The following is a 21,747-nucleotide window of genomic DNA, read 5'->3' as shown; positions in this document are numbered from 1 at the left end:
CTTTTTTTAATCAGCTTACTTTTTATTGAAGAGGCTATATAATTGTCTATCACCCTCTATCCAGTATACTTATTTAAATTTATCCGCACGAAGGTTGGCGATGAAAGGGAGCTAGCTAAAGATTTCAGCGAAGAATCTTCGTGGTCCTACAAATCATTCGGTAACAGTGATCTACTTCAAATTTCGTACATGAATAAACTTAGTGAATCACTTATCGTCAACACAGATACCAGAATCCTAAATACACGAGTTCTCCTTTGCTTTAGCCTAGATAAAAATCTTGAAGAAGTTAATAGAGCCTGTCAGGATTCTATATCTCCTGCTGTTGTCTTATTAAAATTAGATGAAAGATTCTTCAACGATCATGGCCTAAACTCTTTAAAGCAAATAAGTGACCATCTCCGCTCTTTAGATAATAATTCAAACAGGGTAAAAATTTTCTTAAGTATTGGCTATTATGAACTAATTATTTTCTATGACAGCTCAAATCTGGAAGATATTTTTAAATTTTTAAAAAAAATTCGTAAAACAACCGTGGCAGACTGCGGCTTTCCAAAATCCGCACGTATTGAATTCCCTTCAAAACGTAACCTCTTCAGTCAGACAAGAACTATTCCACTTATTTCGTATAAGAATGTCATATCAATAGAAAACTGGAAACGTCTTAAAGGATATATACGCCCCATAGTCAGTATAAAATCTTCTCCAGGTGTCGAGCAATTTGTTGCAAAATCTTTTGGAAAGACATGCCAAATAATGTTCGGTGATAATGACATTATTGGCGTATGGGATACGCCGACAAAACTTGAAGCCTTTACCAAACAAATCATTCTTTTCAGAGAAACAGCTGCCAAAAGGGGTGTTTTCGACACAATAACAACTATAATTGATTTAAACTGTATTGAAAATACTTCCACCACATCAACCTATTCATATGATGAGCCAGAAACATTTATACTGGAAAATTTGCTTGGAGCATTGAAACAGACAACCAATGTCGGACCAGATCGAATTCTATTAGCCGAAATAGTTAATCTAATCAGTCATATAAATGCCCATCTTGGAAATTTTACGCTAACAGAGCAGCTTTATGAATTACCATCATCTCTCGCAAGCTATTTACCAGGACTATACAGAGCGTATCTAGAGGCTCTTGAAACAGGTAATTTGCTTGCTACAGCGGCTAACGAACAAGATATTTACCTTTTTACCAGCCAGCTGAAAAAAGCAATGCATCAGCAAATATCCAGCACAACATATAATGCTTCACACCCGGCAGTAACAAATGCGACCTTTTCAGCCTCACTTGGACATATAATAAAAGCTATGTCCATCATACCAGAACATTTATTTTCACTAATTAGTCGAACGCCTCCTCCTGAAAGACTTATTGAGTATACAAATAAAACTGATGAAGATTCTCCAGGTATAATCAGTCTTATTGAAGAATTTGGTATGGCTTGGCGCGGATTTCTAGTGCTTGATACAGAGGACAACTATCGCATAAACTGTGACGCAGAAATCATAACTTTCCCAATGCGTGACGTTTTCAGCGTACTAAATTGGGTTGTAGCAAGTCACGAAGTCTCTCATGGTTACTACAACCGAATATCATTTGAAGATATTGACAAAGACTATCTGAAAAAAGTTCGTGAAGCTGTAAAAGACAAGAAATTCCCTGTAAACTACCCAGATACTGTATTTGAATATTTTGCACACTGGTTTGACTTTAAACACTTCTATAACGGAGATATTGAATTATACCTCTGGAGTATTTGGCGTACATACCAATCACTATCACGTGTATATGAAAGTCCAACAGAATACTGGGGGCGTTCACTATTTGTCACGATTGCAGCAAAGTGGGATAAAGTAAAACCAGTTCTAGAAAGGTGGAACTCCGAATTATTAGATAAAGAAACGCAGGCGCAAAAGATTCAAGAATATTTTGTTGAGATTCTAGAAGAAATCCATACCAAACACATTGAAAATTATCCAGAGGGATATGAATTCCATCTGAATTCGGATGAAAAAAATGAAGTGGCGATGATTGTGAGTCATTTTAGAGTCTGGATTCCAATCTTCGAAGACAATTACATAAATACAGAGCTGATAGATATGATAAATACAAAATATGATCGTTTTGATGCTGACATTGAAGGCATCTTAAAAGGACATATAACTGAAGAACCAATAGAGAATCCATACCTCATACTACGAACGCTGCTACTAAAATATTACAAAACCAAACCAGAAAAACGTAAAGAACTCATTAATAACGAAGTAACTGCGGCATTAATTGTTTCTTTCTGGAATTCATCCCGAATTTTCTATAGAAAACTTGAACTGGAATAGTTATGAACATTTTATTTATGGATAATACCGCAGAGTTACAAAAACTCATTGAAGAAGCAAAAAAACAAAATTGGTTAGACATTACTGCTCATCATTTTTGTGATTTTGAAGAAAGTAGAAAATATCAGGTTAATTCAGCCTACTATGATTCAAAAAAAATAATATGCGATTTCAAAAATAAATTTAATAATAACGGTACAACGATAGTTGTAGCATCTATAGAATTTTCAAATATAAAAATAAATACATCAGAAGGGATTCTCCTCTCTCCATGGGAAATAAACCCAAAAAAAGAAAATAAGCTTCGGAATCTTCTATGGACAATTGAAGGTCTAAAAATTATCACGGATTTTGCTCCGGAAAGTGATATTGAAACAAACCAGTACTGGTCAGCACAACAATTTATAAACGTTACAAAAATACACCAAGATAATATATGTTCATCATATTCTGCTGAAAAACAGTTCAAATTATATATTCTAAAAGAACTGGCTCAGCTAAATCCATCAATAAAGTCTAAGATACTTATGACTTCCTTCCCTGATCTGATTGAGTCACATTCTTTTGACTTGAAGAAGATGAACCCTATGGAAAGAATGGGAGCTGTGGATTTACAGCTAAAAATTCTAGAATCAAAAAATACCAGAGATGACTTATATAATAGTACTAAACGGACTTATGAAGCTTCTAATAATATATACAAAAGATATAACTCAAGTATACGTCAAAAATATGAAGATATAGCTTACTTTATTCCTTTACGTCGTTGGAATTCATGGACACCAGCACAGCCAACAACTAATACAATTAACAATCGAGAAATATTACCAAAGACTAAAGTTGGTGGTGGATATCTAGTTTCAAGTGGAAAAAACAATATTGCAGTAGACCCTGGATTTGGATTCTTAGATTCCATTTACAATGAATACCGCATAACAATAAGGGACATAGATGCAGTAATTATCTCACATGATCATAATGACCATTCTGCAGATTTACTAAATATTCTTAGTTTGAGATTTAAATACCAAGATGAATGTTCTGGAAAACTTAAGGTACTGCTAAACCCCAGCAGTTGTTATTTATACAGTCATATTCTTGAATATTATAATAGTATACTGGACACTTCAACTCAATTTACGTTTTCTCCAGGTGCAACAAAAAATGTAGGCGATATAACGGTCAGAAGCATAGCAATGGAGCATGATGAGATATTTCATTATCTGTCACCAAAACCTACAAAGCATGGAGATTCTATAGACTCACAAGCACTGGGACTTATTTTTAAAATGGACGGTTTAAAAATTGGAATAGTTGGAGATACTAAATTTTCCGATGATAACGCCCAAATATTAACATGGGCTAATTTTTTCAAAGACGTTAATTTTCTAGCTCTACACGTTGGATGCTTAGAAGAGGATTGGGGAAAAAGATGTAAACCTGCTAAAGAAATTGTTTATAGTAGTAAAAAGCGGGGACATCTTGGACTTGTAGGTATTATAAAATTTTTGGAACTTGTAACACCAGACTGTTGTATACTTTCTGAGTTTGGAGAAGAACTAGCAGTAAATAGCCTTCGTAAAGCAATCCCGTCTTGGATAAAAAAAACTCTAAGCTATAAGCTCCCTATCATTTCGACAGATACGGGACTCTTTTTATGCAAATGGAAAGACGGAACTTTATGCTTCCGGTGTGCATGTAGTGAAAAGAAAGGAAAAGATAACTTTGTTCCAATCGAATATATACATATACGCGAAGGAGATACAAAACTAATTTATGAGGCTGAATGCGGATGCGCTTCAAATCATTTTACCTTAACATTTGATGACTAATTCGATGCAACGATTAGTAAACTCACATTTCAACAATACAGATAAATATTGTAATTATTTTACAATTTATTAAATAATATATATAATTAAAAATGTAATTAATTGATCATATTTATATCTTATTTACACTTTATTCTTATAACTATTTTATATTAATTATTTTAAATTAATATTTTAAGATACACCCCTTAAAAAATACCCTCATGCAAAATTCCGCTTTGACAAATAGCGGCATAATTACACCTGGACACCTGCCATAATCTTCACAGGTTCGCTTATGTCATCATTCCTCTATTCTCGATATTATGGATAATGCATTTGTTGTGTGGTAGATTGATTTTTAAAATCAGGAGACCTGTAATGAAACCATCACAACTGCTTTACGGATTAGACGATCGCCCGCCTGCTTTAGTTAACGGTTTCCTTGGATTACAACACGTCAGTATAATTGCCATATCTTTTGTCATGCCCATCCTTCTGGTTCATGAAGGTGGCGGCACAACTTTACAGATCACTTTTATCATCAGCATGTCGATGCTTGCAGGAGGAATCGGAGTCATCGCACAGGCCCTTCGCTCGGGTCCGGTCGGTTCAGGGTATCTTTGTCCGCAGGTCTGCGGTCCATCATTTCTCGCGGCTTCAGTGCTATGCGTTAAAACAGGAGGTCTGCCCCTTGTTTTCGGCATGACGGCATGCGCTGGAGTAATAGAGGCTCTGTTCTCCAGAGTAGTTCATAAACTCAGAGTGCTTTTTCCAACGGAAGTAACCGGCCTGATCGTTACCATGGTCGGCATTACAGTGGTAAAACTTGCCGGACGCAATTTTCTGTCTCTGGACAGTTCTGGAACCATCAACACCGCAGGTCTTTCAGTCGGCATTATAACTCTAATGCTCATGGTTTCTCTGAATGTCTGGTCTAAAGGAAATTTCAGACTATTCTGCATTCTTATTGGAATAGTTGGCGGATACCTTGCCGCGTTAGGCTCCGGTCAATTAACTCCGTCCGAAATAAAAGCAGCCATGGCCCACCCTCTGATCTGGAATCCGATCGCTCACCACCCCGGATGGTCATTTGATGCTACTCTTGTCCTGCCAATGGGAATTGCTGTTATCTGTTCCAGCCTCAAAAGTGTCGGCGATCTGACAACATGCCAGAAAATAAACGACACAGAGTGGAAAAGAGTTGACCTTGCAAGCGTTCAGAAAGGGATTCTTGCTGATGCTGTCGGCTGTTTTACAGCCGGTATTTTAGGTGGATTCGGACAGTCAACTTCATCCTCAAACATAGGTCTGACCATAGCAACTGGAGTGACCAGCCGCAGTGTGGCTTTTTCAACCGGTGGAATCCTGATTATTCTGGCATTTTGTCCCAAACTAAGTGGGATATTTGCAGTAATGCCACCACCAGTTGTTGGAGCAACACTCATTTTTGCTGTAGGATTCATGATCGTAGCCGGAATTCAGATTATAATGTCGCGTATGATCGACAGCAGAAAAACATTTGTAATCGGCCTGTCCATTATATTCGGCCTGACTGTGGACATGCTGCCCCACGCTTTTATGGATTTACATCCATGGCTCAAGGCAATTTTCTCTTCTTCACTATCCGCAGCCACAATTTCAGCCCTAATCCTAAACCTCATCTTTCGCATCGGCATCAAGTCTAAAGCATCATTGATCATATCTTCCGAAAATCCGTACAGTCAGAGCATTGTTGAGTTTATGGAACGTCAGGGTGGAGCATGGGCTGCAAGGCCGGAAGTTATAAAAAAAGCAACGGCGGCAACATCCGAATATATGGAAGCTATAGGAGGATCAAGCAAACTAGGGGAAGCAACCAGTATAACAATCTTTTTTGATGAGTATAACCTTGATGTAGTGATCCGGCATCCGGGAAAAATTCCTGAACTTAGTCACCGGGCTCCAGAACCTGAAGCTCTGCTTGAGCCTGACGGAGTCCTTCAGATGGCCGGTTTTCTGGTCAGATCACTGACTGACAGAATAGAGTCCAAAACATCCAACGGTAAAGCTACTACCAGACTGCATTTTGAACATTAAAAATTACCAAGGATAAAAACCTGCCTGACCAGCCTCCAACATTATATTAATAAAAAAGAATTGACTTGATGAAGCCCTTCATCAAGTCAATTCCAGAATAATTCTCAGCAAATAAAAAATTTATTTTTAAGGGACGGCAAGTACCGCGCAATTGCAGAGATCGTCACTTTCAAATGCTGTTATATCGCCAGCTTTCAAGCCAGGCACAGGGAAAAGACGAACTGTAAGCGGCTTGTTTAAGCGGTAAGCCATTGTGCCGGTATCCCTCATCAGGGCGCATATTTTGTCTATTGGCGTATCACCGGGAATCGGTACAGTATCAAGCCCTATACCGCACACGGAGCTATAGGTTAACAACGACCTTATATCAAAATTACCTTCGATTGAACCGGCAGCAAGTCCTGAATCTTCAGTAAGAGCCAGCATCAGTCCTGAAAATCCAACAATATCGACATCCTTAATCGATTTAAAAACTCTGGTTAAAAGAGCGGAAGCTTCAACTGTTCCGGACGCACCAAAGTATTCAACACCAATTTGCTGATAAACTTCAGCCATACTTGAGCAATTTTTTGAAGGAGCTGCAGAACTGTCAAATCCGGAAAAATTAAAATCCGAATCAATGTCTGCTTCTGAGACTAAAGAGCTGATTGTGGAAATGTGAAATTGCAGAGCCTGACTCATAACTTCAAAATAGCCCTTGAACCGAGCATTATGATTTTCCGATTTAAGGCCGGAATTATAAGTTTTTAGAACATCAACAAGAAGGTCAGGGGTTTCAAGACCTATGACAAAATTATACCCGGAAGCTTCTCTGTGATAACTTGCCGGGAAGTAAGGTATAAAAGATTTGCAGTTAAAGTTTACCGTAAAATTAAAGTTTCCCTCTCCGCGCGGAGTAATTCTGCTGATTTCAGTCACGGCGCGAGCGGAATCCTCAATCAATTTATTATCCAGAATACCGAATTCATCAAGGTCAACATTTACACATACATTGCATAAATCTCCGAACTCATTAATCAACTCAGGAAGCATCTCAATTTCTTCCCGGGTTCTGGCTTCGCCTATCGCAAATCTTAATCTTATCTCAGGCATATCAGCTGAATTCAGTAATTCAGTGATGTAATTAAGATCATCACGAGCGGTTTCCAGACTTTCAGTATTTAGATATTCTCCAAAAGGATTTGTAACAAGCCGCAAGGACTGAACAACATAACCGTTATCATTAAATGTCTCCGATAAATGGGAACAAAAATGAGATGCTTTGAGTAATTCCTTTTTCCATGCTTCTTTATTTTTATCCAAAGTAAAAAATGCAGTTATTGTTCTGATTCTGCAAAGATCTTTATCTTTATAGCTCATGTTCAGCTTCCTCTAAAGTAACTTTAAATATTATTCTTAAATTATAATCAGGATTAGAGAACTGGTAACAATTATATAAATAACTCTCAAGCTGGTTTATTCAGCATAGCTTTTTTTACAATAGAGAATTAATGCAGCTGCTAACCATAAATCAATAAAGGCCAGAAACACATAAAATAGCGCTGCCTACCCTTATTAATAGACTTAATCAGAAATAAATTTTAATTTTACATTTAATTTGAATCAATAAATATAATTTAATTCCAATCTATATAGCAGTCTTTAATGCTTTCCACATGAATTCTAAGACGTGCAGATATAACATTTTTTTTATTTGTATTAATGAATTCATTGAATTTTTCCTTATCACAAAGGAAATTATGTCTATCAAATTCGTTTGTCCTCAAATAATGAATTATTCTTATACAGAGTATATCCACAAAATTACCATTTACTATTGAATCATCATTGGCACAGTTGTATTCCTGCCCAAGCATTATGGTAAACACATTCTTTTTTATTATGGCTAAGGAAAGGGCTATTTGGGCTGCAAAAACATTTTCAGGAAAAGTGGACATTGCAGTGGAAAGGCTCTCCTGCATTATAGAGGATAAGCTTTTAAAAGCCTCACGATTAAAAAGGACAAAGCCATAATTAAAATAGGGAGGACTTAACTCTGCACAGGGATTTACTTCCATGGAATAGCTATGCTGAAAAATAAAATCCTCTTTACCTATCGTGGCAAGAGCCTTTTTCCAGCTGCTTTCATTTGAGCCATTGGGAAATGGTGAATAGTGAGCCTGCACTCCGGCAACAGCTGAGGATGTTCGCACCATCTGTGCAAGCAATCCGTCAAACCTGTTTATGACGCAGGTATCGGCGTCACATAAAATGATAACGTCAGCATCACTTGGAAAGCTATAGCGCCAAAGCCCGCTGGACATCATATTGAATTCTTCACAAAACTCAGGTGAGGCAACAGACCATTCCACGGGAAAATCTTTTGCCCATGAATTCTGTTCAACAACAGCATCATGCTGTGCACTATTACCAACACAGACGACAATCCTAGCGGTACTATATGGTTCACCCAGCTTAGCCAGAGAAAGTGCAAATAAACGAACTTGAGAATAAAATGATTTATCCGGTGAAACAGGTATTCTAAATTCAATTTTCATATATAAAATTTTTAAAATTCAGGTTCTGACAGAGCATAACCAAAGCCCTGCCGCCCAAAATTATTTCCAGTGTACAACAAAACAAGTTTTCCCTGATAGGGAACCAAACTGCAATAAGCCTGCATCCAGCTGTCCCATTCATCATTTTCAGGAGCCGGAACAAAATTAACCTGTTCTATTGCTGATTTATCTATATCAACACCCGAAACAGGAGCACTATACAATCGATACGCCTGTTCGGATGCGTTCCTGAAGTCAGTTGCCCCGCGGGCACTCCACCACATCCGGTGTTTTCCTGATCTATCAACCCAGGGACGAACTATTCCAGCCCATGGAGTTCCATCTAGACTGATTACAGGATTTTTGCGTTTAGTCCAATTAATTCCATCAGAAGAATACGCAACTCTCAAATCATAAAAAGATTCAAGTCTACCTGCGATGTGCTCCCATTTAGTGCATTCCGAGTAAAACATCACAAATTTTTCATCTAAACGCTCAACAAAGGGAGAGGTGACAAAATCTGTTTCCTCATGCCCGGCGGGTAAAATCGGATTGGAACTGACCTTTTTAAAAGTAAAACCATCATCTTCACTGACAGCCAGCCCGATTGCATTTTGAAAAGGGACATCACGAACGAGGCGCATCCCGGTATACCATAAAAAAATACGCCCCTCGACACGCATGACCGAGCACGGCCAGAGACCGGCACTGTCAAAAGCATCGGAAGTTCCGCGTTCAAGGCCCGGACATTCCCGAATTTCAAGGATTTTCATACCATGTCCCGGATCTATGTCGGCACAGAGTATACCACGCTGACCTCTGATATTAACCCCGGCAAACCAGATTCGCCAGAGATTATCACTAAAAGGCATACAGGTCGGAATACCGGCACAATCAACCCACCACTCATAATCTCCAGACGTTGGAGGTTCGATAATAAGCCCCATGCGGCGCCAGCGAGTATTTGCAGACTTCATCTTACAGCAGGTGTTTAATTCGTTGGGTGGTATAACGGGCTTTAGCTGAATTTACCGCACGGACCACACTTTCAGCAGGTAGATTTTTATGCACGTTAGCTCCCATGCCGATAAAACATCGCGGACCGATCTCAACGCCATAATCAACCGAAGTTCTGCCAGAAATTATACAGTTCTCTCCGACAGTTGCATTACTAGAAAACCCAGTACAGCTGGAAATAAAGCAATTATCCCCGATTATACAATGATGCCCGACATGAACGTCAGTCCAGAACATGACATTGTTACCTATTCTGGAAAACGGCTGTAATATGCAGTTATCCAGAATGAAACAGTTATCTCCTATGGATTCTGCATAGTTATGACATGAGGGATGGATAAAATTTGTATGCTGATAGCCTCTTTCCTTAGCCTCATTATACCGCTTTGTTCTGAAATCATTTAACTTGCGAAAACTCAGCGGTCCCAGCAGTTTAACTTTATCTGGAGGAAAAAACTTCTCAAGCTCCTCCCACGCAACCAAAGGCCGACCTGCAAAGGTATCACTTTTTTTGTATTCAGCATCAACCGTAAATCCCACAATTTTATCAGGGCCATGTTTATCAATGTAAACTCTGGCAACATCTGCTATCTGCCCGGCCCCCCAAAGGACTATATCCGCCATCACTACCACCTTTATAAATGTCAGCGCTTCTAAAACAACGTCTCTTACAATAATTTTATAAAAAGCTGAACAACTTCCGAATATCGACCATAAACAAAGACAAGCCCGACCAACCCTACCATCAGGGTTTAAATGCGTATGCCGTATATTCATAAAGCCCGTAATCGGCGCAAAACCCGATATAACGCCCGGCAAGGCTGTGAAGATAGTCAGCCATCCTATCATAAGAGACATGAAAAAGATCGTCTCTTTCCCAGTCAACATTTTTGGACATAACGTTAAAAATAATTCCCTTATTAACATAAGGCCACATTTTACCAATTATTTCAGTCATAAACTGCCACATTTGTTCATCTGTAGCGTGCCGCTTAACGGTAAAAAAGCCATTTGCTATAATGTAATCACTTCTAAAGCCCGATAATTCATTTTCATTACAGCTTGATATATCAATATGATAAAAGGGAATATCCGAGAATTTATTTCTGGCAAAGGATAAGGCTTCTGCTAACGCGTCAACGCCTATGTATTTTATATAATTTAGTTTATTCTCTAAAATATAATTATAAAAGCTGCCTGTCCCACAGCCTAAATCGAGAACAGTAACCTCATTTCTTTCTGATCTGCCCTCAATTATTCTCTCAAAAGTCTTAAAGCGCAGTTTCTGGCCCTGCCCATCAGGCCACGCCGCACCTAACGGGGTATCACCATACCTGCTTAATTGATCAGCATAATAATCTATTAATATTCCGGAGGTCACTGCAGCGTCAGTTTTTTTACCGGACATTTTTCCATTTTCTTTATTACACATAAAATGACTCTAAGAACTTACATCCCGTTTGATATTACTAGAATCAATATTAAAAAAGTATAGAATTATGGCAGATCTAAACCATAAATTACTTTTTATATTCAACACATTAAACACTGCTATTTATTTTAGCATTGCTTAACACTTTATATAAAAATCATAATACAACTATACTCACTATTAACTTTTTTTTGCCAAATATCAAATTCAATATAGAATTTACAGGTTACAACTATTATTAGATTTTAAAAGCCTGATAAGGCATAGAACCATTGCGATGCTTTGCACAAAAAGTGCACCCAGCAACGTCTGCGTATTTGTTGTGAACATATATTCATATATAGCACTAATACAGGCTCCTGCACCAAATAACACAGGACCATGCAGAGAGCTGGCAAAACCTGCATTAGCCGCAAAATTCTGGAGGGCCGCAGCAACACAATTTGCAAAAATAAATCCGAGAGCAAGGTACAAAATAAAAATTGCTCCCACTAGAATCCAAATCTTTGATAGTCCAGCCATAAGGAACAGCAATCCACATGCAGTAACCACGAAACTTGTTAAAACACCAAATCGGACAAGTGACAATGGTTTGAATCTGCAAAGCATGCGTTTATTCAGATACGATCCTATCAGATATCCTCCGGTAATAAAAAATATTGTGTTGGCATACTCCGCAGGAGTAAAACCAAATATATTTTGAAAGATAATAGGACCGGATGCATATACAACGCTGTATATGCCGTAGAGAAAACACAACACAATCATATTCTCTCTATAAGAAGAATTTATAACAAGTTCATAATACCCCTGCACGCATTTACGTATCGACAGTGACGAAAGCTTAAAAGCATTTGTTTCAGGTATCCCGGTTATGAGCCAGACGGTCATAATAACTCCCATACCCCCCAGAACAATAAATGATCCGAACCATGAGGTATGAGCGCTGATAAAAGCACCGCACACCGGGGCAAGCATGGGGACCAGCGACCAGACTATAGACATATCTGAAGAAGCCGAGGCCAGTTCACGCCCTGAAAAAGTGTCACGCATTATCGCTCTGGCGCAAACACTTGCTGCACCGATAGAGCAACCCTGAACAACGCGTAAAATCAGAATTGCAGCCATTGATTCAGCATAGACCATTGCAAAGCATGACAACGAAAAAAGGGGAAGTCCGAACATAAGAACCGGACGTCGTCCGTAGCGGTCGGAAAGAGGACCGTAAACAACCTGAGAAAAACCGAACCCCAACAGGTAAAGTGAAACTGTAAGCTGAACTTCCTGTGCCTTAACACCCAGAATATTGATCATGGCAGGGATTGACGGCAGATAAATATCTATTCCGGCCTGACCTATTACAACCAGACAAAGAACAAAAATAAGATTTTGTTTTTTGCGAGACATATAATTCCTCCGTTAATAATTAATCCTGCCTAAAATGGCAGGAGAAGGAGGAATACATACTTTATGATCAAAAAATTCAGCGAATGCTTTCAGGAAAAGAAAGAATGCTAATCGGACAAATCAGCAAATCTGTGGGGCTGTCTTCCGGTGATACGCAGAAAAACAGCTGCAAATGAACTGGGATTTTCATAACCTACACTCAAGGCAACCTCACCGACAGAGGCACCGCCAAGAAGCAGAGGCTGAGCTGCCAGCACCCTTATGTGCTGGCGCCACAATGAAAACGGCAGACCTGTTTCATCTATAAAGAGACGGGACAGAGTTCTGGGAGAAGCTCCAACAACAGCCCCCCACTCGGCCAGTGTTCTGGAATCATCAGGAGATTCTTTCAGGCCTGAGCATATAATTTTCAGACGAGAATCGCGTGGCCATGAAACAGTAAAAGGATCAGTCTCATTCCAATTCATCTCTTTAATTACAAGTTCCATTATGGCCCCGTCCTTTCCGTTTTCACTGTACAGAGGGTTTATTGCTGAAGCTCTTATGAGCAGTTCCCTAAGCAGCGCTGTCACATTCAGGACTTTGGGTATTTCCGGCATCTCAGGTATGCGGAAATCAGGATCAATAAAAAAAGACAAGGTCTTAACTCTGGTAAATGCGGTCATGGAATGTCTGATATTAGAGGGAATCCAGAAGATACGCTGCGGTGGAACAAACCAGAGTCTGTCTGCGGCATTTATTTCCATGACACCTTTTTCAGCATAAACTAACTGCGCCCTTCTATGGCTGTGGCTGACCACCTCTCCCTGATCATACTCGTTGCTCATAGCTGAAAAAGGCCGGGGAGTATTCTGATAATCCTGAAAATTTTTACGAGTTGATTGTGGCATAAATTACTCTTTAATTAAAAAGGGTTTCCCGCCTGAGAATAATACGTCAGTTACTACCTATTTTATGTAACACGCCTTAATCTAGCACTAAAAAAGAATTATTTTTATTAACAACAATCGTTAAGCACGGAATTTTAAAGTTTTATTCATGGCTGTTGAAACTCTGAAGCTACCCAGTCAATAAAGGAACTCAGATCACTGTTTTTTTTCGGGGGGTCAATGGATAAAATAACATAGTCCACATTTGTTGTCCTGAAACCATAAGGAGCTATGAGTAGTTCCTGCCTGATGTCATCACGGACCATTGGTTCCGGTCCTATAGCCACTCCGAATCCTGTGGTTGCTGCTTTAAGACTGAAATAGAAATGATCAAAATATTTTTCCGATGCAATTTCAGGATGCTCCCCGGAAATTCTTCTCCAGTCGGTCCATGCCTGTGGGCGTGTGCGTGTATGCAGAATTTCCAGCGGCTTAAATCTATGTTTCTCCCAATATGTCCGGCTACAGACCGGCCCTATTTTCTCTTTCCCAAGAACCGTTGAACAATAATATGCCGGCCAGATAAAATCAGAACGCCTGATTGCCAGATGAACACCTTCCGCAGTCAAATCAATCGGACCTCCGCCGGTTGAAAGGTGAACATCCACCTGGGGGCATATACTTCTGAACTTTTCAAGAGCTGGCATCAGCCAGCGCATAGCCAGAGAGGGTTCACAGGACACAGAAATTCTACGTTTTGACTCTGTACGACGAATTTCTTCACTGATCTTTTCCAATTGATCTAGAACGGATTCAATCTCAACAGCCAGTTTCCTTCCCCTACCAGTCAAAAAAAGTCCCCGGTTACGCCTTTCAAAAAGTTTGAAACCGTAGAATTCCTCAAGCTGTTTCACGGCCCTGCTCACAGCTCCGTGAGTCAGGTTCAATTCCTGAGCAGCTTTAGTAAAACTGGAGTGTCTGGCAGCTGATCTAAAACTGACCAGCGGCTTAAGAGGTGGAAGACTGTTCATGATATCTGTGAATAAATTTCACGTTTAATATGATTTCTTTTCGATTTTACTGACATAAATTATCCTTTATATCAGTAGATAGTAAAAATCTATCACGGAGAAAGGTATGAATTTATTTTACACAAATATGATATTAGTCGGTACTATTATCATGCTGGCGGTTATAAGCCCAGGACCGGATTTTGCTGTGATTGTCAGAAACAGTCTAACCTACGGCCGTAAAACAGGATTCGCTACGGCACTTGGTATTGCCGCAGGTGTAACCATCCATACCACATATACCATACTCGGCCTTAGTTATTTTATTTCAAGATATGTATGGTTTCTGGAGGCAGTGAGGTTTGCCGGAGCATTTTATCTTATCTATCTTGGCGCTTCAGCTTTTTTCCCGGCAAAAAAGGGAGCCGAACATAACGAATACTTTTCAGCAGAAAAATCTGTTACCCTTTGGAAAGCCTTCAAAAATGGCTTTTTATGCAATGTCATGAATCCTAAAACAATTCTTTTCTTTACGGCCCTGTTCACGCAGGTAATCTCTCCTGACACACAGGGAGCCATAAAAGTAAGCATTGGAGTGTTGATTTCTTTAACTCATCTTTTTTGGTTTTCATTCGTGGTCTGGATTTTAACTGATTCCAGAACGGTGAAGATATTTGAAAGGTGGCAGAAATACCTTGAAAAATTTGTTGGATTTTTTCTGCTGGCACTTGGAGCAAGGCTGGCTTTGTCAGATTAAAGACTAACTAAAAACAGGAGACAAACATGAAATATGAATCAATTAACTTTGAAGATAAATTTTTAAAATTTTCCGATCACTGGTCACCGCGAGTTATTGCAGCCATGAACGATTACCAGTTTAAGGTCGTTAAAATAAAAGGTAATTTTGTCTGGCATGATCACAAGGACACTGACGAAGTTTTTATAGTTCTTTCAGGAAAAATGGAAATAGAATTTCGCGATGGAAAAGTGGAGATCAATTCCGGTGAAATGTTTGTAGTAAAAAAAGGAATTGAACATAAACCTTTTGCCGCAGAAGAGTGTAAAATTTTAATAATTGAACCCTGTGGAGTCATCAATACCGGTGAAGAGAAAAGCAGCCTGACAGCTGAAAACGACAAATGGATTTAATAAACAATCCTTGAGGCTTAACTCCATACCGCACCTTAATTAAAAACAATCGCTAAAAAAAGAGTCTGATCTCAACATAAAAACAGGGCGTTACTGTCTGAAGTAATGCCCTGTTTTTATATATTTTAATAATTAATCATCTATAGCTGCTTAAAATCTTTTGTGAAAAAATCTATTCTTAAAGAACGGATCGTCTGGACTGCAAGTCCTGAATTCGACCCTAAAAAGGCTCTAAAATTTAAATAACTCCCATATCCATACTTCACAGATATAAAACCTTATTTACCGGCTTCACCCACCTTAAATAATCAAAACCAACCCCTGCCATACAAAAAATAACACAATCTTGAAAACTTCCTGATTTTACAATTAAAGCTGTCATACTGAGGAGTTAACCTTTTAATTGATAGTGTGCGATCACTTTTTGACACAATATCTTTTCAAATAAACTAGTGACGTAACCACTATAATTATGTATCTAAATAAATAAGATCAATTCTACATTCCATGCGATTTTTTTAATAGGAGCTCGTATGAAATTTTCCAATCTGAACCTCAGGCTTAAAATTTTAATTCCAACCTCAATCCTCTTCATTCTGGCACTTGGAATCTGCATTGCCGCTATGACGAATGTTGCCCGCAACATCATCATAGATCAGGCCATTGAAACGGCTAAGTCCGAAGCCAGTGCATACGCTCAGGAGCTCAAGGCAAGAATAGATGCAGGCATGGCGGCTTCACGGACAATGGCTGTAGCAATTGAATCCGCGATGGAAACCATTCCACTTCCCAACCGCCAGATGCTCTCCGACCTTACATACAAGGTTGCCCAAGAGCATCCCGAATTCGGTGGAGCATGGATAGTGCTGCCACCCAATACATACGGGGACAGTGAAGCTGAACATGAAAGCAAATGGCACGGACATCTGCGTTGCTCAACATATCAGGATGGTAAGGGAGGACTGAGCAGAACATTTGCCCCTGCTGACACCCCGCTGAAAGGTGAATGGTGGGACTATCCCAAAAGCACAGACAACGAAATAATCACCAAACCTTATACCTGGAATCTGACAGGTTCAGGGGAAGTTCTTTTATCGTCCATAAGTGTTCCTATTAACAAGGGTGGCAGCTTTGTCGGAACATGCGGGGTTGATATTCTTTTTGACGGTCTCATTAAGCTGGTAAAAGATTTCAGCATATTTGAAAAAGGATATGGAGTTCTTATCGCAAATGACGGAACTCTGGTGGCCCACAAAGACAAAAAGGCTGTAGGAAAAAATCTTTCTGAATTCATAGAGGATGAACAGCTCAGTAGAGCCATGAATGCTGTGAAAAATGGTGAAAAGCTGGAAGAAAGGCATACCTCACCTTCTACCAATATTGACAGCTTATATATTTACGAACCTATCCGGTTCGGAACTTATCCAAAGGCTTGGTCTTTTGTTGTCAGCATACCGATGGAGATTGTCCGGGCCAAGGCCAACTCTATCGTCAATACAGGTTTAACCATTACCGGTGTTACGCTGATAATTCTGCTGATCGTTATGTATCTTCTGGTAATGACGATCTCCAAACCAATTTTAAAAACATGCAGCTTTGCCAATCAGGTCGCAGACGGTCAGCTTGATGCCTGTCTTGATGTTTTCCAGAAAGATGAAATCGGGATCATGGCTGATTCTCTGAGAAGTATGGTTGAAGACTTAAAGGATCGCATCGCCCATGCCAATGAGCAGACGGCTATTGCCGAAAGAAAAACAGAAGAAGCAGGTGTTGCTTTAGAAGAAGCTGAAGCAGCTAAAAAACAAGCTGAACAGGCCAACACTGCTGGTCGTCATCAGGCGGCAGTACGCCTTGAAGGTATTGTTGAAAAAATAACTTCTTCTTCGAGCGAACTGAATACGAGAATTGAAGATTCGGCTGACGGAGCCGAGCTCCAGAAGCAGCGCAGTACGGAAACAGCTACGGCAATGGAAGAGATGACCGCGACAGTCATAGAAGTAGCCAGCAGTGCCGGACATGCAGCTGAGAGCGCAGATACAGCCAGAAAACTTGCTGAAGATGGTGGTGGGATTGTAAATGAAATGGTTCTTTCGATTGAAAGAGTTGATAACGAAACCAACCTCCTCTCAGACGGGCTGAACAGCCTCGGAGTTCAGGCCGAAGACATTGATAAGGTTATAAATGTAATTAACGATATTGCGGACCAGACCAACCTGCTCGCCTTGAATGCTGCAATTGAAGCAGCCAGAGCAGGCGAAGCCGGGCGCGGATTTGCCGTTGTTGCTGATGAAGTCCGCAAACTTGCGGAAAAAACCATTGAGGCCACCAAGGAAGTCGGCGAAGTTGTCGGAGCCATTCAGGATGGGGCCAAGAGCAATATTGACAGGATGACGAATACCTCAAAGATGGTTCAGTCTTCCACCGATCTTGCAGACAAAGCCGGGAGTGCCCTGCAGAAAATTCTTGAAACAGTAGCTGACACGGCAGATCAGGTTAGAGCTATTGCCACTGCCGCGGAAGAACAGTCGGCAACAACTGAGGAAATCAACCGCAGCACTGAAGAAGTCAACCGTATTGCCATCGAGACTTCTGAATCAATGGAGCAGTCCACACGCGTCACAAACGAACTGGCAAAACAGGCTGAAGAATTAATCCAACTAATCAATGAATTAAAATCTTCTTAATCATACCTCCTCCTCTTTACGGTACAGCCCCTGAAAAAATTTCAAGGGCTGTACCATTTTAAATCTAGAATTCCATAATTATTGTAATATTTATCAGAAATTCAAAGCACTCTGATTTATTTGAACCGAACGGTTCAAATAAACTATACCAAGACCAACATATAATGAGAAAAAGAATATGTTCTAGCATCAAGAATTCAGCTATGATGAAGTGCTCTATGGAACTATGAAAGTATTCTGGAAAAAGGGATACGAAGCCACTTCAATTTCTGATCTCCTCAAGGCTACAGGGGGAGGAAAAGTCCTCCCCTTTTCACCATTTTACTTAATATTTAAACTTGCTCAGACTCCGCCTTTTTAAAGCAATTCCTTTCCGGCGTTCTTTTTCTATCCGGGAAGAACTCTTAACCATTTTATCGGCAGCGTATTCCTGTTCACTTTTCATTTTATGATAGCTTGCCAGCCGCTTGACTGTAATTTCTCCAAGCTCGACAGCTTCACGCACAGCGCACCCCGGCTCATGTAGATGGGAGCAATCCGCAAAACGGCATTTTTCCGACAACTTCTGTATATCTGGAAAAACAGCATTTATGCCATTCTCATCAGGATTGAAAACTATTTCACGCATTCCGGGATTATCCATAAGCATCCCGCCATCGGGCATCCTTAAGAGATCTCTGGAAGTAGTCGTATGCCGACCTTTACCGACACTTGTACTGACAGCTCCGGTAACTCTGACCTCAGAACCATAAAGAGTGTTGACCAGTGTTGATTTTCCGGCACCGGATGATCCCAGCAGGGCAACAGTCATCCCCTGCGACAGATACTCCTGTAATTGGCTGATTCCGTTTGAGTTGAACATGGAAGTCAGCACAACCGGAACCCCCGGAGCAACTTCCAATATTTCAGCAAGGATTTCTGCATGCGATTCGACAAGATCTGATTTGGTCATGACAACAACCGGACTAATCGCACAGCTGTAGACAAGGGCCAGATATCTTTCTATGCGCCTTAAGTTATAGTCTCTATCCAATCCGCAAACGATAAAAACCGTATCAATATTGGTAGCGATAGGCTGTTCAATAATTACTTCCGAATTCTTTCCATTACTCCCGGCTTTACCTCGGGCAAGTATGTTTTTCCTCGGCAGAACTTCAATTAAGGACTGTTCATCGGCAATGCACCAGTCTCCGGTTACCGGATAGGTTCTATCCCCACGCTTGAGAGCCCCTGAAGATGAGCAATACCACTCTGATTTACCATTGCTGACTAGAAACCGGCCACGCTGCGCACTTAAAACCCGCACAATTCTGTTTTGCGGATAATCAGCGTAGCTATCCTGAAAAAATATATTCCAACCGACATTCAGTAAATCTTCGTGTAAAAAAGCACTGTTGGGAATTTTATTATTAGAATCCATTTGATTCACCATTGCCCCATGATGAGGCACGCAATTTTAATTAATACTTTTAAGAAACCTGAAATCAGGCTCCAGCTTCTAATTTATGGTGAATATGTTGTAAAAGCTGCGGACGCAAAAAAAGATTTGTTCCAGAAGAAACAAATGAGGATAAAACGGCAGATAATCAGCGAAAAAAGCTGAAGCAGTTTAGATCACAGAAAATCCAGCAGCCTTAACAACTACCGGAACAAGATCTATTGACAGAGTAAACATCAAAACTCCTTTTTCATTGTATTAAGCTTATAATATCGTATTGTTTTAAAATATCAAATAAATTTAATTTTAAATATCAATATATTACAATTTAAAATGGCTGTTAAAGATCAATCTTTAACAGCCATCAGCCAAATCTGTATAAAAGCGGACAGTATGTGACCTATTTATTATGAAGAATTACAATTCTTCATAATAAACAGGATTCTGATCTTTTCTCCGGCCATCAGGACGACCCAAATCTGTTATAAAGCCGACTTCTTCCGCGGTTAACTCAAAATCGAAAATGGCCATATTTTCAAGCTGACGCTCCATAGATGTAGCCTTGGGAACTGGAACAGCACCAAGTTGATGGTGCCAGCGTAAAACAATCTGGGCAACGCTCTTTCGATATTTGTCTGCAAGTGATCTTAAAATGGATTCCTTCATTACTCCTCCGGCACGGCCCAAAGGGCTCCACGACTGAGTAACAATCCCGTGCTCACTATCCCACTCCCTTTGCTGCTTTTGAGGGAAATACGGGTGCATTTCAATCTGGTTTACTGCCGGGGCAACCCCGGTTTCATCGATAAGCTTCTGGGTATATTCTGGCATGAAATTGCTCACACCGATAGTTTTCACAAGTCCACGTTTTCTTGCTTCCACCAGTCCCTGCCATGCTTCTACATAAAGTCCCTGTCCGGGATTAGGCCAATGAATAAAATAGTAATCATAATATTCGAGCTGAGCGCGATACAAAGATTCCTCAATGGTTGGAATAACTTCTTCAAAATGCTGTCTTCTGCCCGGAAGCTTGGAGGTTATCTGCACTTCACTTCTTGGAATACCACTCTGCCGCAGGGCTTCACCTACAGCTCCTTCATTTTCATATTTAAAAGCAGAATCGAGAAGTCTGTATCCGGCTCTGATAGCACTGACTATGGCTTCGACTCCGTTTGAACCGTTAAGCTTGTATGTACCAAATCCGATTGCGGGCATTACGCCACCATCATTCAGCCTGACTTCAGGGATGTTTACACTACTCATAATCTTCACCGGTTTAATCATTAAATCCTGATAAAAGTTAACATTGCGCGCTGACACAACTACAAAGAACACAGACTTATGTTTTCATTCAGCAAACTTGAAAATGGGAAATAACAAGGTATGACGTTAAACAAAAACAGATTCACGCCTTTAACGGCTTATCGCTCAGCAGAATCAGCAAAAGGACAATAGCGCGCATAGCCAAAAAACAGTCCTCACATTTCAGAGCATGTACATAAAACAAAATTAAAATTATTACTAAACATCTTTTTAATTTTTTTTGGAAAAATTATATTTTGAATAAAAATATAAAACTAAATAAAATCAACAGAATAAAACAAAAACAGTGTATCCCGCCCTCAATCAGGATAAAATTTATACTTCGAAAGCAGGTTTTAGGCGCATCAATTTTAAGCTGTGGCTTCCCTACCATATATAAAAATCAGACTTCACCAGTACCGGATCGATAGAATTGTAATTTTCAAAACAGAACAAATTTAATGAGCTTGGTGCATTTTCATAACTTTTATCATTACAATTCAATTTAATTCTCCAATTCAAAGATCAATCAAATTTCGCATCTATTTTGTAACCATTCGTCCATTCCAAATTAGAATTAATTCTGCCTTTTCCATCTATAATAGTTTGTATTTCCAGTATTCTTTTCAAATTAACCATTCTGTAAAAACAAACTAA

At 39.7% G+C, this 21,747-nt stretch carries 16 protein-coding genes; 6 read left to right on the top strand and 10 right to left on the bottom strand.

Annotated elements, in window-relative coordinates:
* The first annotated feature begins 42 nt into the window (after positions 1-42).
* The 3 genes from G496_RS0108310 (at position 43) to G496_RS0108300 (ending at position 6,245) form a co-directional block, all read left to right on the top strand.
* A complete protein-coding gene (locus tag G496_RS0108310; protein WP_027178877.1) occupies positions 43-2,355 on the top strand; it encodes a hypothetical protein in 2,313 nt (770 codons plus the stop codon).
* Between the two features lie 2 nt (positions 2,356-2,357).
* A complete protein-coding gene (locus tag G496_RS0108305) occupies positions 2,358-4,187 on the top strand; it encodes an MBL fold metallo-hydrolase (protein ID WP_027178876.1) in 1,830 nt (609 codons plus the stop codon).
* 360 nt (positions 4,188-4,547) lie between these two features.
* Positions 4,548-6,245, top strand: coding sequence for a uracil-xanthine permease family protein (locus G496_RS0108300; protein ID WP_034632821.1), 1,698 nt, complete (start codon positions 4,548-4,550; stop codon positions 6,243-6,245).
* Positions 6,246-6,371: 126 nt separating this feature from the next.
* On the opposite strand, the gene G496_RS0108295 is transcribed toward G496_RS0108300, so the two are convergent.
* From G496_RS0108295 to G496_RS0108260, 8 genes are all read right to left on the bottom strand, one after another.
* Complete coding sequence (locus G496_RS0108295) at positions 6,372-7,604, bottom strand: DUF711 family protein (protein WP_027178874.1); 1,233 nt, start codon at positions 7,602-7,604, stop codon at positions 6,372-6,374.
* Positions 7,605-7,861: 257 nt separating this feature from the next.
* The gene (locus G496_RS0108290; RefSeq protein WP_027178873.1) at positions 7,862-8,782 is read right to left on the bottom strand and encodes a hypothetical protein; all 921 of its coding nucleotides are present in this window, start codon (positions 8,780-8,782) and stop codon (positions 7,862-7,864) included.
* An 11-nt stretch (positions 8,783-8,793) separates the two neighbouring features.
* A complete protein-coding gene (locus G496_RS0108285) occupies positions 8,794-9,729 on the bottom strand; it encodes a glycoside hydrolase family protein (RefSeq protein WP_027178872.1) in 936 nt (311 codons plus the stop codon).
* A gap of 31 nt (positions 9,730-9,760) precedes the next feature.
* The gene (locus tag G496_RS19205) at positions 9,761-10,423 is read right to left on the bottom strand and encodes an acetyltransferase (RefSeq protein ID WP_051294928.1); all 663 of its coding nucleotides are present in this window, start codon (positions 10,421-10,423) and stop codon (positions 9,761-9,763) included.
* Between the two features lie 121 nt (positions 10,424-10,544).
* Positions 10,545-11,231: a class I SAM-dependent methyltransferase gene (locus G496_RS0108275; protein WP_051294927.1), complete on the bottom strand. Its 687-nt coding sequence runs from the start codon at positions 11,229-11,231 to the stop codon at positions 10,545-10,547.
* A gap of 219 nt (positions 11,232-11,450) precedes the next feature.
* The gene (locus G496_RS0108270) at positions 11,451-12,638 is read right to left on the bottom strand and encodes a multidrug effflux MFS transporter (protein WP_027178870.1); all 1,188 of its coding nucleotides are present in this window, start codon (positions 12,636-12,638) and stop codon (positions 11,451-11,453) included.
* A 107-nt stretch (positions 12,639-12,745) separates the two neighbouring features.
* A complete protein-coding gene (locus tag G496_RS0108265) occupies positions 12,746-13,528 on the bottom strand; it encodes an AraC family transcriptional regulator (RefSeq protein ID WP_027178869.1) in 783 nt (260 codons plus the stop codon).
* A gap of 146 nt (positions 13,529-13,674) precedes the next feature.
* The gene (locus tag G496_RS0108260) at positions 13,675-14,538 is read right to left on the bottom strand and encodes a LysR substrate-binding domain-containing protein (protein ID WP_034632818.1); all 864 of its coding nucleotides are present in this window, start codon (positions 14,536-14,538) and stop codon (positions 13,675-13,677) included.
* Between the two features lie 106 nt (positions 14,539-14,644).
* Between G496_RS0108260 and G496_RS0108255 the strand changes: the two genes are divergently transcribed.
* From G496_RS0108255 to G496_RS0108245, 3 genes are all read left to right on the top strand, one after another.
* Positions 14,645-15,274: a LysE family translocator gene (locus G496_RS0108255; protein WP_027178867.1), complete on the top strand. Its 630-nt coding sequence runs from the start codon at positions 14,645-14,647 to the stop codon at positions 15,272-15,274.
* 26 nt (positions 15,275-15,300) lie between these two features.
* Positions 15,301-15,666, top strand: a complete 366-nt coding sequence (locus G496_RS0108250) for a cupin domain-containing protein (protein ID WP_027178866.1) — start codon at positions 15,301-15,303, stop codon at positions 15,664-15,666.
* A gap of 533 nt (positions 15,667-16,199) precedes the next feature.
* Positions 16,200-18,350 carry a methyl-accepting chemotaxis protein gene (locus tag G496_RS0108245; protein WP_034632815.1) on the top strand — a complete coding sequence of 717 codons (2,151 nt, stop codon included), beginning with the start codon at positions 16,200-16,202 and terminating at the stop codon, positions 18,348-18,350.
* A 325-nt stretch (positions 18,351-18,675) separates the two neighbouring features.
* Here the strand turns inward: G496_RS0108245 and rsgA are convergent, their stop codons facing one another.
* Together rsgA and G496_RS0108230 are read right to left on the bottom strand one after the other, a co-directional pair.
* Positions 18,676-19,770 carry a ribosome small subunit-dependent GTPase A gene (gene rsgA / locus G496_RS0108240; RefSeq protein ID WP_034632812.1) on the bottom strand — a complete coding sequence of 365 codons (1,095 nt, stop codon included), beginning with the start codon at positions 19,768-19,770 and terminating at the stop codon, positions 18,676-18,678.
* Between the two features lie 435 nt (positions 19,771-20,205).
* The gene (locus G496_RS0108230) at positions 20,206-21,051 is read right to left on the bottom strand and encodes an aldo/keto reductase (RefSeq protein WP_027178863.1); all 846 of its coding nucleotides are present in this window, start codon (positions 21,049-21,051) and stop codon (positions 20,206-20,208) included.
* Positions 21,052-21,747 lie beyond the last annotated feature (696 nt).

Source organism: Maridesulfovibrio bastinii DSM 16055, assembly GCF_000429985.1.
In the GTDB taxonomy this organism is placed as follows: Bacteria; Desulfobacterota; Desulfovibrionia; order Desulfovibrionales; family Desulfovibrionaceae; genus Maridesulfovibrio; species Maridesulfovibrio bastinii.
The sequence above is the reverse complement of the archived record's forward strand: the minus strand, read 5'-3'. Positions and strand labels throughout refer to the sequence as shown.